This is a genomic window from Ferrimicrobium sp. (assembly GCF_027364955.1).
Classification (GTDB): domain Bacteria; phylum Actinomycetota; class Acidimicrobiia; order Acidimicrobiales; family Acidimicrobiaceae; genus Ferrimicrobium.
This window is the reverse complement of record NZ_DAHXOI010000009.1, coordinates 98874-112500: the sequence shown is the minus strand read 5'-3', so window position 1 is coordinate 112500 and position 13627 is coordinate 98874. Positions and strand designations below refer to the sequence as shown.

Annotated in this window: 8 protein-coding genes, 1 tRNA gene and 2 rRNA genes (1 of these 11 running past the window's edge); 3 read left to right on the top strand and 8 right to left on the bottom strand. The window is 57.6% G+C overall.

What is annotated here, in order from left to right; translation table 11 throughout:
- The 3 genes from M7Q83_RS08055 to M7Q83_RS08045 form a co-directional block, all read right to left on the bottom strand.
- Positions 1-477 (bottom strand): 23S ribosomal RNA (locus M7Q83_RS08055) (its annotated part extends 1614 nt beyond the left edge of the window); the annotation flags it as partial.
- A 202-nt stretch (positions 478-679) separates the two neighbouring features.
- Positions 680-2203 (bottom strand): 16S ribosomal RNA (locus M7Q83_RS08050).
- Between the two features lie 503 nt (positions 2204-2706).
- Positions 2707-4188, bottom strand: a complete 1482-nt coding sequence (locus M7Q83_RS08045) for an MFS transporter (protein ID WP_298337156.1) — start codon at positions 4186-4188, stop codon at positions 2707-2709.
- A gap of 329 nt (positions 4189-4517) precedes the next feature.
- On the opposite strand from M7Q83_RS08045, the gene M7Q83_RS08040 reads away from it, so the two are divergent.
- Both M7Q83_RS08040 and M7Q83_RS08035 read left to right on the top strand, forming a co-directional pair.
- Entirely contained in the window at positions 4518-5975 is a 1458-nt protein-coding gene (locus tag M7Q83_RS08040; protein WP_298337154.1) for an APC family permease, read from the top strand.
- Between the two features lie 644 nt (positions 5976-6619).
- Positions 6620-8377, top strand: a complete 1758-nt coding sequence (locus tag M7Q83_RS08035; protein WP_298337152.1) for an ABC-F family ATP-binding cassette domain-containing protein — start codon at positions 6620-6622, stop codon at positions 8375-8377.
- Between the two features lie 63 nt (positions 8378-8440).
- On the opposite strand, the gene M7Q83_RS08030 is transcribed toward M7Q83_RS08035, so the two are convergent.
- The 5 genes from M7Q83_RS08030 to M7Q83_RS08010 all read right to left on the bottom strand — a co-directional run bounded on the left by M7Q83_RS08030 (position 8441) and on the right by M7Q83_RS08010 (position 12151).
- Positions 8441-9436: an NAD-dependent epimerase/dehydratase family protein gene (locus M7Q83_RS08030; RefSeq protein WP_298337150.1), complete on the bottom strand. Its 996-nt coding sequence runs from the start codon at positions 9434-9436 to the stop codon at positions 8441-8443.
- A gap of 150 nt (positions 9437-9586) precedes the next feature.
- Positions 9587-9658: transfer RNA gene (locus tag M7Q83_RS08025), tRNA-Arg, on the bottom strand.
- A 292-nt stretch (positions 9659-9950) separates the two neighbouring features.
- A complete protein-coding gene (locus M7Q83_RS08020) occupies positions 9951-10199 on the bottom strand; it encodes a hypothetical protein (RefSeq protein WP_298337149.1) in 249 nt (82 codons plus the stop codon).
- The gene (xseA, locus tag M7Q83_RS08015) at positions 10196-11566 is read right to left on the bottom strand and encodes an exodeoxyribonuclease VII large subunit (RefSeq protein WP_298337147.1); all 1371 of its coding nucleotides are present in this window, start codon (positions 11564-11566) and stop codon (positions 10196-10198) included. Before xseA ends, M7Q83_RS08020 begins: the two co-directional genes overlap by 4 nt.
- Positions 11567-11635: 69 nt before the next feature.
- Positions 11636-12151, bottom strand: a complete 516-nt coding sequence (locus M7Q83_RS08010; RefSeq protein ID WP_298337145.1) for a histidine phosphatase family protein — start codon at positions 12149-12151, stop codon at positions 11636-11638.
- 450 nt (positions 12152-12601) lie between these two features.
- Here M7Q83_RS08010 and M7Q83_RS08005 point away from each other — a divergent pair, with 450 nt between their 5' ends.
- A complete protein-coding gene (locus tag M7Q83_RS08005; protein ID WP_298337143.1) occupies positions 12602-13549 on the top strand; it encodes a diguanylate cyclase in 948 nt (315 codons plus the stop codon).
- Positions 13550-13627 lie beyond the last annotated feature (78 nt).

The following is a 13627-nucleotide window of genomic DNA, read 5'->3' as shown; positions in this document are numbered from 1 at the left end:
CAGATCCCGCGCTACTTGGGTGGCGATCGAAGGAGGTTGGGGGTTTTCGTCTACGGGGCCATTACCCTCTGTGGCGCAGCTTTCCAGACTGCTTTGACTAACCGACCAACTTTGTAACTCCTTCTTGATTCTGGCGAACCAAGATGATCACTCCCACTACCCCGAACCGGCAACGCCGCCAGGCTATCACACCGGTTCGGTTTGGGCTCTTCCCTTTTCGCTCGCCGCTACTTGGGGAGTCACTGTTGTTTTCCTTTCCTAAAGGGTACTGAGATGTTTCAATTCCCCTTGTTCCCTCCTCCTGCCCTATATATTCAGGCAGGGGTGACATCGCATTTACTGATGTCGGGTTTCCCCATTCGGAGATCCATGGATCGAAGCTTGGTAGACAGCTCCCCATGGCTTATCGCAGTCGCCTACGTCCTTCATCGGCTTCAGGCGCCAAGGCATCCACCGTTGGCTCTTAATAACTTGGAGTACTTATGTTGATTACTCGTGCTCGCTCTTTCATTCTCAAAGTGCGCGACCAAGGGTCGCATTGTAGCTGAAGAGGGATGCCAGGCTTCGACACTTTCTTTGAGAGCGCCTTACCATCTGTGTCACACCCACTCTTCCTCTGGCTACTTGCGTAGCCGTTGGATGGATGTGGACTCAGATGGGTTTGGCGTGTGCTCCTTAGAAAGGAGGTGATCCAGCCGCACCTTCCGGTACGGCTACCTTGTTACGACTTCACCCCAATCACCGACCCCACCTTCGACGGCTCCCTCCATTACTGGTTGGGCCACCGGCTTCGGGTGTTGCCGACTTTCGTGGTGTGACGGGCGGTGTGTACAAGGCCCGGGAACGTATTCACCCCGACGTGCTGATTCGGGATTACTAGCGACTCCGACTTCACGCAGTCGAGTTGCAGACTGCGATCCGAACTGAGACCGGCTTTATGGGATTGGCTCCCCCTCGCGGGTTGGCGACCCTTTGTACCGGCCATTGTAGCATGCGTGCAGCCCTGGATGTAAGGGGCATGATGACTTGACGTCGTCCCCACCTTCCTCCGAATTAACTCCGGCAGTCCCCTACGAGTCCCCGGCATTATCCGCTGGCAACATAGGGCAAGGGTTGCGCTCGTTGCGGGACTTAACCCAACATCTCACGACACGAGCTGACGACAGCCATGCACCACCTGTGAAGGGCCCAAAAAGGACACTACATCTCTGTAGCTTTTCCCTACATGTCAAACCCAGGTGAGGTTTTTCGCGTTGCATCGAATTAAGCCGCATGCTCCGCCGCTTGTGCGGGCCCCCGTCAATTCCTTTGAGTTTTAGCCTTGCGACCGTACTCCCCAGGCGGGGCACTTAATGCGTTAGCTACGACACGGAACCCGTCGAAATAGGCCCCACATCTAGTGCCCAACGTTTAGGGCGTGGACTACCAGGGTATCTAATCCTGTTCGCTCCCCACGCTTTCGCTCCTCAGCGTCAGTACCGGCCCAGATCGCTGCCTTCGCCGTTGGTGTTCCTCCTGATATCTGCGCATTTCACCGCTACACCAGGAATTCCACGATCCTCTACCGGACTCTAGCCATAGCAGTATCAGATGGCGACTCCAGGTTAAGCCTGGAGATTTCACATCTGACTTGCCAAGCCGCCTACGAGCTCTTTACGCCCAATAAATCCGGACAACGCTTGCCCCCTACGTCTCACCGCGGCTGCTGGCACGTAGTTAGCCGGGGCTTCTTCTGCAGGTACCGTCATTTTCGTCCCTGCTGAAAGGAGTTTACAACCCGAAAGCCTTCATCCTCCACGCGGCGTTGCTGCGTCAGGCTTTCGCCCATTGCGCAATATTCCCCACTGCTGCCTCCCGTAGGAGTCTGGGCCGTGTCTCAGTCCCAGTGTGGCTGATCGTCCTCTCAGACCAGCTACCCGTCGTAGCCTTGGTGAGCCGTTACCTCACCAACAAGCTGATAGGCCGCGAGCCCGTCCCGGAGTGATAAATCTTTCCTCATTCAGTCATGCGGCCGAATGAGAGTATTCGGTATTAGCACCGGTTTCCCGGTGTTATTCCAAGCTCTGGGGTAGGTTGCTCACGTGTTACGCACCCGTTCGCCACTAGGTACTTCAGGTATTGCTACCCTGGTACCCCGTTCGACTTGCATGTGTTAAGCACGCCGCCAGCGTTCGTCCTGAGCCAGGATCAAACTCTCCGTCATAAACGAATGTCTCTTGGTTGATGGTCCCCTCACTGGGAGATCTTGGACGAATCCAAGGTCTCGTTCGTGGGTGGTGCCATCTTCCAAGGAGACGAGTTAATCCGAGCTGGATTGTTGTATCTCAAAGTGTTAGGTTGACGAGGTACTAGATCAACGACTTCGATCCTGTTGAGTGATTGGTACCAAGTGGTACGTCTTCACCGGTGGGATCGAGGCTGACCTAGGGTTTCCTCTCATACCCGCACTGGCATGTCTTCCCTCTTCAGTTTTCAATGTGCCACACCAGCTTGACCTTGGATGGGCTCTTGCGAGTTACCTCCTTGGCACAAGCGCAATCGATCTCAATCCCGAAGGCTTGAGCGACTGTGGTGTGTCGTTTGCGAGTCCCTGAGTCTCTGTGCTGTGTTACCAGTGCAGAGGTTCTCAGTTCCTCATTCCCAGCGGTGGAAGTTGTTCTCTTGGTAGAGGTGACAACCACATGGGATAGATAAATCTAGTGTGCTCTACTCGGTGGGGGTGACGGTTTTGGGGAGGAAATTTGGGGGATTGGCATTTGCGCTGCTCAAGTGCTGTTTTAAGTTGGTCGCAGAGAACACGGCGGCGATGGCCATCAACACCACTGAGAGGTAAAACGCGTCATGGATGCCAGCAGTGAACTCGGTGCCGATGTGCGCACTGAGCTTCGACGTACCAACAAAGATAGCGAATGCCTGGTTCTTCGAGATAGTTCCTGACGCCACTACGATGGCCGCTGCGAAAGAGAAGACCATTCCAATGTTGGCAAACGTCCGCAGCATCCCCGAAGCGATACCAAAGCTACCAGCAGGTGCCGCCTTCATCACGGCGGCATTGTTGGCCGGATAGAAGCCACCGGAGCCTATCGCCCCGATCACGTACGCGCCTGAAAGGATCCAGATCGCTGAACCGGTCCCCAACTGCGCGTAGATCACCAGCGCCAGCATCTGCACGACTAATCCAATCGTCGCTGGCCAGACAGCACCGTAACGGTCAGCCAATCGTCCACCAATAGGGCCAACCACCCCACCGACCACGTATCCCGGAAGCAACAGGAGAGAGGCATGCAGCGGTGTATATCCCCTAACCCCCTGTAGATACATAAGTAAAAGATAGAGAACTGAAAAGCTTGCGAGCCCTTGGAAGAGCGCTGCCAGCAGCGTAGGCGACATCGTTGGCACCCTAAACAGGGACAGATTCAGCATCGGTTCGTTCTGCTGAACCTCGACAAAGGCGAAAACCCCCAGAAGAAGGAGGCCAGCTACTACGAACGCAATGATTGACGCATTCAAGGATTCGCTCGTCAGCTTCGTGAGTCCCCAGAGGATACCAAAAAGACCCAATCCAAGAGTCACCGTGCCCAGATAGTCGAGTCGACGCTTTTCACGCTCTCCATGGTCATGGAGCACCTTGAACGCAATAGCCAAAGCCACTAACCCAATCGGCACGTTAATCCAGAAGATCCATCTCCATGAGAAGTAGGTCACAATCAGACCACCGAGCAAGACACCGAGGACGGCCCCGATATTCCAACCGATCGCGTTGTATCCATAGGCTCTACCCCGTTGCTCCGGTGGGAAGGTATCGGCGATCACCGCACCAGAGTTGGCAGCCACCAAAGCACCTCCCACGCCCTGGAGCAGTCGGAAGCCGATGATGGAGGCCTCATTCCATGCAAGCGCACAGAGTAAAGACCCAACGATAAAGACAAAAAACCCTAGCTCATACATCCGGACCCGCCCGAACATGTCTCCGAGACGCCCGAGCTGGGTGGCCAGCAAGGTAATGACTAAAAGGTAACCGATGATCACCCAGATAATGGAGGCCAGGCCAACGTGCAAACTCCGTTGGATCTCAGGGAGGGCAAGGACAACGATGGTGGTATCGACCGCTGTAATCAGTACGCCGATGACGATCACCAGAAGCGCAAGCCCGCTGCGTGTGTCCCTCGTTCCCATCTCCTTGGCCATGCCAACGTTCCTCTCTGCTGGGTGAACCGGCTTACGTGACCGCAACCGCGGTGTATCAGGATTCTACAACCGACAGTACGACTTGTTCCTTCCCACTACACGCGAGTCCTACCGTCGGAACGCACCAGCATATTGGAGCCAACAACGAAGGAGCCGATGCCGCGAATCCACCCACTGTGCCGGCCGGCAGACACCAGTGTGTCCACCAACACACGACTGATCAAGAAAATCCTCACGCACCGGGAATAGCGAAGTATTGCAAACAGTTCGCAACTAGTGTTGAACTGTCACCCATGATCATCGAAGATGAGCTACCAGAAAGTGAAGGCATGAGCGACCAGCTAACCCCCTCGGACTCGCACCTCCAAGAGTCACCGCGCAAGATGCGTCAGGTCTTCGGGCTCTTTGACCTCTTCCCGCTCTCCATCTCTAGCATTGGACCCGTTTTCTCCGTGGCGGCCACAGGAGGCGTCATGGCAGCGGATGCGGGATGGTGGGCCCTACCAGCCATCGCCATCTTGGCCATTCCCTTCGTCGTCTCGTCCTTCGTCTTCCGGTTGCTCAATCGCCACTTCCCGAACTCCGGTGCCTCCTATCACTGGTCCTCACGAGTGATGGGCCGAAGGGTCTCCCAGTACCAAGCCTGGATCCTGATCCTTGCTTATTTCTTCTCCATTCCCCCCATAGCGATTCCGGCAGCGAGCTACACGCTCGCGCTCGTGGCTCCCCACTATCACGCGAGCAACATCGTGACCATTATGGTGACCATCTTCTGGATCATATTTGCGGCCGTTCCCTTGCTCCTCGGCTCAAAGCCAACCGCGCAGATCACGAAGGCGTTCTTCGTTCTCGAGATGATCTCACTTCTCGGGTTCGGAATTCTCGGGCTCGCTCGCTTACACGCCACCTCGGTTGGTATCCATTTTGGCGCCATTCCAGTCGGTGGCATGCTGGTCGTGGCGGTGGTCGCCGCGACCGTACTCGATGGTTGGGAGATCGACTCCTACGCGGCAGAAGAGTCCGAGAAGCCTCGCAAGGATCCCGGTATCAGCGGCGTCATCGGTGCGTTTCTAGCGCTGGTGTTCTATGCGATCCTCTACCCCTTGATGTTCTCTGAAACGCCGATGAAGATGTTGGCAGCGCCGAATGACTCGGACCCTCTTGCGCTCTGGGCGCAACGCGTGCTCCCATCGGCGCACTGGGTGATCCTCGTCCCCATCCTCGCATCAACAGCCGGAGGCCTTTGGCTCACCACCTACATTCTGACGCGAGCCCTCTACTCCATGGGGCGTGAGCAATTGATTCCGCAGGCGTTTGGCAAGTTGAGTAAGCGTCACGTACCACATTTCGCTACCGTTGCAGTACTGGGCTTGACCTTGGTCGTCGTCGCAGTACAACTGTTTGTCTCCTCGTTGGGTAGCTTCTTCAACTTGGTGCTCTCAGCGGCTGGGTTCTTCCTCTTGGCCGAATTCTTCTTTGACATCATGACGGCAATTATTTTTCTCACCGTCGGGCATAAAAAACTACCCGATGTCCAGTTCCAACCGCACCAACATCGATGGCTCCTCATCGGTGCCATCTTCTCCGGTACCGTCATGGGCGCGCTACTCGTGGCCTTCTTTATCTACGGACCAAAAGCGATTGGAGCAGGGATTGACCAAACGCTGGTAGTGCTGCTCCTCGCTGGTGTCATCTTCGTGCTCGTTACCTTGCGCCGCGTCAAGGGTACCTATGTCTTCCACGGTAAAGACGCACCGCCTATCCCAGTCACCACCCATGAGCAATAGCTGGATCTAACCCCGTGCAAGAATGTCAAGCAGCACACGCGTGGGCAAACCCAACGACCATGACGTGAGGCGTCAGTGCACCTGGTTCGCATCGATCATGGGGATGCGCGCCCTACCGACGTCGGACTGTCGCGAACCCCTCGGGGATCGACGCCACGGCTATCGCGGTGACCGTAACCCAAGGGTGGAGAACGCCTCCACGATCCAAGGTTCGTCCACCGCAATCCACTCGAGCACAGCACCCTACTGGCTACGGTGGAAGACCCAATGATCCTATTGAACTACCCAGCATCGAAGAGCTGCAGAGGACGCAGACGTCAAACGCTTGGCCCCCGTCGCGCAGGGAGGAGCGCCGATGAGACCAGACCGAGGGAGACCGTCTGATGACACAGAAGTGCGCAACCAGTGCTTCTGCACGAGCAAGGAAGCGCCCGTTCGCCGAGCTACAGCGTCAGTGGCAACTACGCTGGGAGAGATGCGTCAAACAGCCCTGGTCGATCAGCGACGGAAGAAGGCACTCGTCTCCTCCTCGTCTTCGCCGACGAGACTGACCGTTGACCGCTCACACCGCTGCTCGTTCGGTGGCTGCAGATCCTCGCTCCGCCACGAACCACTCTTGACCCTCCACCCCCTACCGTGAAGTCGTGACTATTCTCGTTGATGCCGCTACTATCGCTGTGAGGCGCTCTGATCGAGTGCTCTTTGCTGATCTGTCGGTCACCGTCTCTGACGGAGATCGTCTGGGCGTGGTAGGCATCAATGGCACCGGAAAATCCACGCTCTTACGAGTCCTTGCCGGGGAACAGGCCCCGGAGGCCGGTGAAGTGCGCAGAGGCAAGGGGGTGCGCATCTCCCGCCTCGACCAGGAGGACAACCTGCCCGATGTCACGGTGCGAGAGGTGGTCGGATCTGGATGGGAGGGTGAGGCGGTGCTCGATCGTCTCGACATGATCAGCGCCATCGATCGCAACATCTCCGGCCTCTCCGGAGGACAGAAGAAACGGGTTGCTCTCGCTCGCGCCCTCTGCCGCCCTGGCGATCTCTTGATCTTGGACGAGCCGACGAATCATCTTGATTTGGCAGCCATCACGTGGTTGGAGACGTGGCTTGCTCGATTTTCCGGTGGGGTCATTTTGGTCAGTCATGACCGCTATCTGCTCGACCGCGTAACCAACCGCATGCTCGAGCTAGATCGAGGGAAGGCTTACGTACACAATGGTGGTTACGCTGGGTACCTCGCGGCTGGTGCTCAACGCGACGCCCAGGCTGAGGCGGCCGACGCCATACGCCGGAACCTCGCGCGCCATGAGCTGGCATGGTTGCGGCGCGGTGCAAAGGCGCGAACCCGTAAGCCACAAGCCAGGATCGATGCTGCACGCCAGCTGATTGGCACCCTTCCCCCACAAGCTGCTCGCCCTGGCGACATCGATCTCACCTTTGGTACACCTCGCTTAGGCAACAAAGTGCTCGAGGTCGTGGCTGCCAGCTATCAATATCCCCATGATCAGTCCCCGACCTTTCGCGATGTCACGATGAGCCTTGCCCCACGAGAGCGCCTTGGCATCGTCGGATCAAACGGCACAGGAAAAACAACTCTCCTCGAAATGCTCGCCGGGCTGCGTCACCCCACACAGGGACGGATTGAAGTCGGCACCACCGTACGTATTGGCTACTACGCCCAACAAGGTCCCGATCTCGATCCGAACGCGCGGGTGCGCGATGTCGTCGCCGGCCCACATCGCGTGCCTGGGGACCCAGCAGACATTCACCTCATGGAGCGGTTCTGGTTCACTGGTGAACTCCCGTGGGCCACCGTCGGTACACTTTCGGGGGGTGAGCGTCGCCGTCTACAGCTCCTCACTGTCCTCGCGACTCGTCCCAATGTCCTGCTGCTTGACGAGCCTACGAACGATCTCGATCTCGACACACTGCGCGCGCTCGAAGACTACCTCGAAGACTGGCCCGGGGCGCTCGTGGCAGTGAGTCACGATCGCATCTTCCTCGACCGAGTGACCGACCGTATTGTGGCCTGCTTGCCAGGACGAGTCAGCGAAGTACCTGGCGGACTCACGGCCTGGATCGCTGAGACGTCACTACGACCAACTCGCGGGACCAGAGACGACGTTTCCCAACGTGAGCGAGCTGGCGACGCAACACCGCCGCCGAGCTCTTCCGTTGCATCAAGAAAGTCTCCAAGCACCATCCGTTTTCAACTGCGCAAACTGGAGTCACTCATCGAACGCCTCACCCGAGAACGAGATCAACTCACGCTCGCCTTCCAAGAGCAGACCGACCACGAAGTACTCGCAAAGCTCGGTACCGATCTCGCTCGTTGTCAGTCAGAACTCGACGACGCTGAGGATCAATGGCTGGCCCTGACTACCGAATACGATGAGGACTGAGCACCCCAAACGACCATCGGATGCACGCGCGATGACCACGGCAGCCACTCTGTGCGCAAGCGCCTACGCGAGACGGGCGCGCAGTTGTTGGTACTGGAGCGCAGACAGTCCAAAACTCTCAGTCGATGAGGGAACATAGCCTGCCTGGAGCGCCCATGCGTGCGTATCGGCGATCGTCGCTGCGAGTGACCTGGTTTTGAGTCCAGCCCGATACGCACGATCAGGAGCGGCAGCACTTTTCCACCGCTCGGGGCTGAGACCCTCCCAAAGCGGAAAGACCTGCTCGTTAACCCCAACCTCGTTAAGGAGTGTGGGTTCCACCCATACAAACTCAACCCCACCCTCAGGGACGATGGTGTCACGCACACTCGTCAAGAAGCCCGCAAAGTCCAAGGGGGTCAACGGGCTCACCGTATGATACACCCCAGCGGTCTGTGTGTGAACCAGCGTCACCATGAACTCCGCCAAATCACGAACATCGATCACTTGAAACGGGTTATCCATCGGTCCGGGAACCAAGAGAGTGCCACCTCTCGCGATCGTCTCCACCCACCAGGTGAAACGATACGTTGGGTCGTAGGGGCCGACCACGTAGGTTGGTCGCACGATAGCAAGGGGTGCCTCAGGAAAGCTCTCCTTCGCCGCTCGTTCACAGAGTGCCTTGAGTCCTCCATAGGTGGTCGCTGTCACCTCCTCGACATCTGGATTGACCAAGTCGCCCAATGGCGCATCCTCGGTGTACCCAGGCGCCACCGGGCCAGCATAGGCAGCGATCGATGAGACCTGCAGATACGTACCGCCGCGCTTGCCCAACGCGGCACCGAGTGCGCGCACCTGTCGCGGGAAGTAGGCCGAAGTGTCGATGGTGGCATCCCACTCACCCACCGCAAGACCTCCCAGGTCACTATTCCGATCCCCGAGAACGTGCGTTACCTCTGGAAACAGTTCAGGGTTCGTCTTCCCACGGTGGAAAAGCGTGACCTCATCGCCCCTTCGCAGCAGTTCTTCGGTTACGTGTCTTCCAATAAACTGCGTTCCACCGATCACAAGTATTCTCATGCTCTGATCCTAGTGAACAGTGTGTGTGTTCAACCATGAACCCACCAGATCGAACAACGTCACACCATGGCCACGATGACAGCCGGTTGTCCCTATTTACCGCACAAGACCGTATCCGCGGCACGCGCAAAGAATCGAAGGGTCGATGAGTGCCCCCGGCAGGATTCGAACCTGCGCACATGGTTTAGGAAACCACTGCTCTATCCCCTGAGCTACGGGGGCATGGCCACCCAGCCTAGTCTAACGAATGTGTCGCGACGTTATTTGCATGGCCACCACCAACCGTCCTCCTCAACGGGAACGCTACCTGACGTCAGGCCGTTGGCGCCTTGGCCATCACGCATACTCCCCTCTACGTGAGCAAACCTCTCAGCACGAACGTGCGATCAGATCAGGAGCCGTGCAAAGCCACGGGATCGTTTGGGTCAGTCAAAGAACTGCGACGCTAGCGTAAAGCCACTGCATCGCTGCGAGAGCACCGCTCGTTCGCCGAGACGTCTGGGCCGACACTCCTTTAGCGATCGGTACCCGCACTATCAAGTTCTGCAATCTCATGCTCCACCGCACCGATCCGGTGATCACATTCATCGAGCATCGCTCGAACTCTTCGGACGACCACTGCGAGTTGATCAAGACCGAACTCTCTGCCAGCGAGCCGATCAATCACCGCCTGACTCTCATCACGCAACTCCTCAAAGCTCGCCTTCACCAACTCCTGTCGGAATTCCTCGTCGCTGATATGAAACCAATCAACTTCGCTCACTCTCGTACGTCTCCCTCGCTTCTCATCGCCACCACACCGTCAGCCATGATGGCCCTCACCAACTCTTCACCACGTACCTCCGCCGCTGAGGTGAGCCACCGTCCCGCGCTATCTTGGAGTATTGCATACCCTAGACGCAGTTGGCTCCGTGGATCGCGAAGATCCAGCATGGCGTGCCGCTCGCTCATGCCGCGAGCCTCGGCGTCGATCTGCTGGTACACCGCCCGTACAACCGCTGCTGGGTTCAAGAGACGCGGACGCTCATGAGCCACGCGAAGCTGTAGGGCTGCACGTAACCCCTGCGCCGCATGTCTTGTCTCCTCCAGCTCCCGGCGGCAACGCCCTTCCCCAAGCCGATGGAGTAGTGCCAACTCCTCAGCCTGACTGACCCGAAGTTGGGTCAGTCCAGCATGACAGGAACCAATCACCCGCGAAGCCATCGTCCGACGACGCGACGCTTCCTCACGCAGCCGGGCGCCGACCAACTCGATCGTTTGCTCAACAAGTTCAGCCATATCCGTTAGATAGCGCTCGATCCTTTCCACCAACGCGGTGGCCACACTTTGGGGGACATCAAGCGCCCGATGCGCCACTTCGTTGAGCAAGACTTCATCGGCCGCATGGCCGATTGCACACCAGACCGGCGTCACCGCATTGACCACTGCGCGAACCACCGGCTCGGTATTGAATAGCGCAAGCTCACTCTCCGCGCCGCCTCCTCGAAGAACGACAATCAGATCGTTGTCCTCTGCATCGGCTCGCTGTATCATCGTGGCCATTTCATTAGCGGCTTGCATACCAGTCACCCGCGTTGGATACAGTCGCCAGGAGAAGTGAAAGCCGCTTCGCGCGAGGACTCGGGTGAAATCGTGCTGCACCGTGCCTGCCTCCGAGGTGACGATACCGATCGCCAACGGCACGGCAGCGAGTTCACGCCTCTTGTTGCGCTCAAAACTGCCCTCCTCAATGAGAGCAGAGCGCAGTCGCTCCACGTCGAGCTTTCCGAGCCGTCTCATCTCATCGTAATCGAGCTGTTCGACCACGAAACTGACCCGGCCAGCAGGACGATAGGTGCTTAAACGACCAATAGCGACCACTTCCACATCGCTCTCGAGCTCACCCAATCCACGATTTTTGAGTTCTTGCCGGATCCGGCTGAGATCGTTGGCGAAAATGACCGTATTGATCTTCGCCGCCGTTGCACCAATGGTGTTATCAGTCAGCGCACAGTACAGATGACGTCGCAAGGAAACATCCTGTAACGTCCCTCTCAGCCGGAAGCGGCTCGTCATCAATGGTTCCAGACTTCCTTCAATCATCTCCCAAAGATTCGCGACGGAGAAAACAGGAAACGGTTCGAGGCTCACAACTCTTGAGCTTAGCGCCCTTCGTGTGCCGCCGAGGGGCGAGCTGCCACCACAACGGCGTGTAATCCCTCAACCGATCAAGTCGACGTGACGATAGCGCGGGGCTCCATAGCGAGCCAACGACGTCAGGCGGCGGCCCGAGCCGACGGCAAAATCGAAAAGTAGGAACGACGCCAACCCGAGCTGAAGCTCGCTCGGCGCGATGATCATCGCTTGGGAACTGAGCATTACTCGTGCGAGACGACCAAGCGAAGGTGCATGCCCACACAGCACCAACGAACCAGGTGTCGCATGAGCAAGATCTGCCAGCTCGATGAGCTCCTCGTCAGAGGCACACTCTACAAGTCGCAAATCCTCTTCGCATGCCACCCCAAAGCGTTCGCTCAGCGGCGTAACCGTCGCTTCACACCGTAGCGCGGTGCTAGTGATGATGCGAAGCGGTATCTCATGGGCAAGCGCCTGCCCCAGGACACTCGCCAATACGATGGCCTGCTCCATTCCCTCACGATCGAGTGTTCGCGCCAGATCGCCACCATATCCGACGCTTGCACGCGCCTTCGCGTGCCTCAAGAGAACTGCTGCCATTGAAACCTCCCTGTCCGTTAGCCGCCACGCATGTCCACGGCGTCCGTCCTTAGCCAGTGCAATCCATCGTCAATGTGGTCGGCAGCCGCTACCCGCTCACACCGAACCCACCCACCCAATTGTATGCTGTCGTACGTGTACACCCAAACCTGGGTTCGGCGACGTCGCCCATGATGGTGCTCGTCACAATGGTCGCGCCAAGCATGCGATAGTAGCTCCGTCGCTCGATCGGCCATCGAACGGAGATGGCATTCCCTGCTGCCACAACACCTGAGATCACGGCAGACCTGCGACACGACATAGACCCATAAGGAGACGGCCACAAAGAAGGTGCAAGACCTGTTAAAAAATATGAATTGGTGCTCGTGTGTAGACCCAGCGTGAGCATTCTTCAGTTATTCTCATTGTTGCATGAGTGGTGATGAGAAGATAGGCGGACCTACTGGTGCTGTGACTACGTCATGGGCTCGTATGCAGCAACTGTATTGGCGAGTCACGCTAGTGCTCATCCCGTCGATGATTCCTGCGCTCTATTTCGGAGCTTGGGCACTGCGACTTGCTACCGTGGCCTTTGGCCTCTCGCTGGTCATTCTCTTTCCGCTTCGCCGTCGAATTCCTCGCGCAGCTATCCTCATCCATGTGGGCATTGCCTACTCCACAGCGCTCGTCGAGCTTGTCCTACCTGCCACAGCGGTGATAACCGTACTGACGCCATCCGAATGGCGACCGGCATTGACGATCTTTACCACCGTCGGTATTTTTGCCCTTGCCATCTACGGTGGTCCGATCATCGCCAGCGTCGCCTTGGGCGTGGGCCTCGCGGTATTGTCGAGCCATTTTGTCACCAATATACCGACTCTTGTGGCACTCGCCCTTGGAGCTGCCGCTGGAGCTGCGATCCGGGTGGCCATCGCGGAGCTGATTCGGTCACATGACCAGTGGAGCCGCCATGCCCTCACCGATCCCCTCACTGGACTTGGAAACCGACGGGCGATGGAACAGGGATACCTCGCCTTCCAAGTCACCGCGGCGAAGCGCGGTGTGTCGATGTTTCTCTCGCTGTGGGATCTTGACAACCTTAAACAGATCAACGACACGCACGGACATGCCCAAGGAGACGACACGCTCCTCGCCTTTGCTGATGTCCTCCGCGGAGCTCTGAAGGAGGAGGACTTGGTCTATCGAATCGGGGGTGATGAGTTCTGTTGTCTTCACTTGGGTCTCCAAGATGGAGCTTCTGTCATCGACCGCGTTCGATCCGTCTCTCCCGCCGTCTCCGTCGGCCTTGTAGAGTGCAATAACCTCCCACTCAGTGACGCCCTCCAACAAGTAGATAAACTGATGTACGAGGACAAGCGGCGCAGACGTGGTGGACTCGAACCTCTACCACCAGCGTAGCGTTACCCGATAGGCAAACACCAGGTACTGCCTTCGGCGTGACCCCGAATCAACTACCACCGTTGCACCTATCACGCG

Coding starts and splice junctions, on each gene's coding strand:
- M7Q83_RS08040 (WP_298337154.1), top strand. CDS start 4,518: ATGAGCGACCAGCTAACCCCCTCGGACTCGCACCTCCAAGAGTCACCG.
- M7Q83_RS08030 (WP_298337150.1), bottom strand. CDS start 9,436: ATGAGAATACTTGTGATCGGTGGAACGCAGTTTATTGGAAGACACGTA.
- M7Q83_RS08045 (WP_298337156.1), bottom strand. CDS start 4,188: ATGGCCAAGGAGATGGGAACGAGGGACACACGCAGCGGGCTTGCGCTT.
- M7Q83_RS08010 (WP_298337145.1), bottom strand. CDS start 12,151: ATGGCAGCAGTTCTCTTGAGGCACGCGAAGGCGCGTGCAAGCGTCGGA.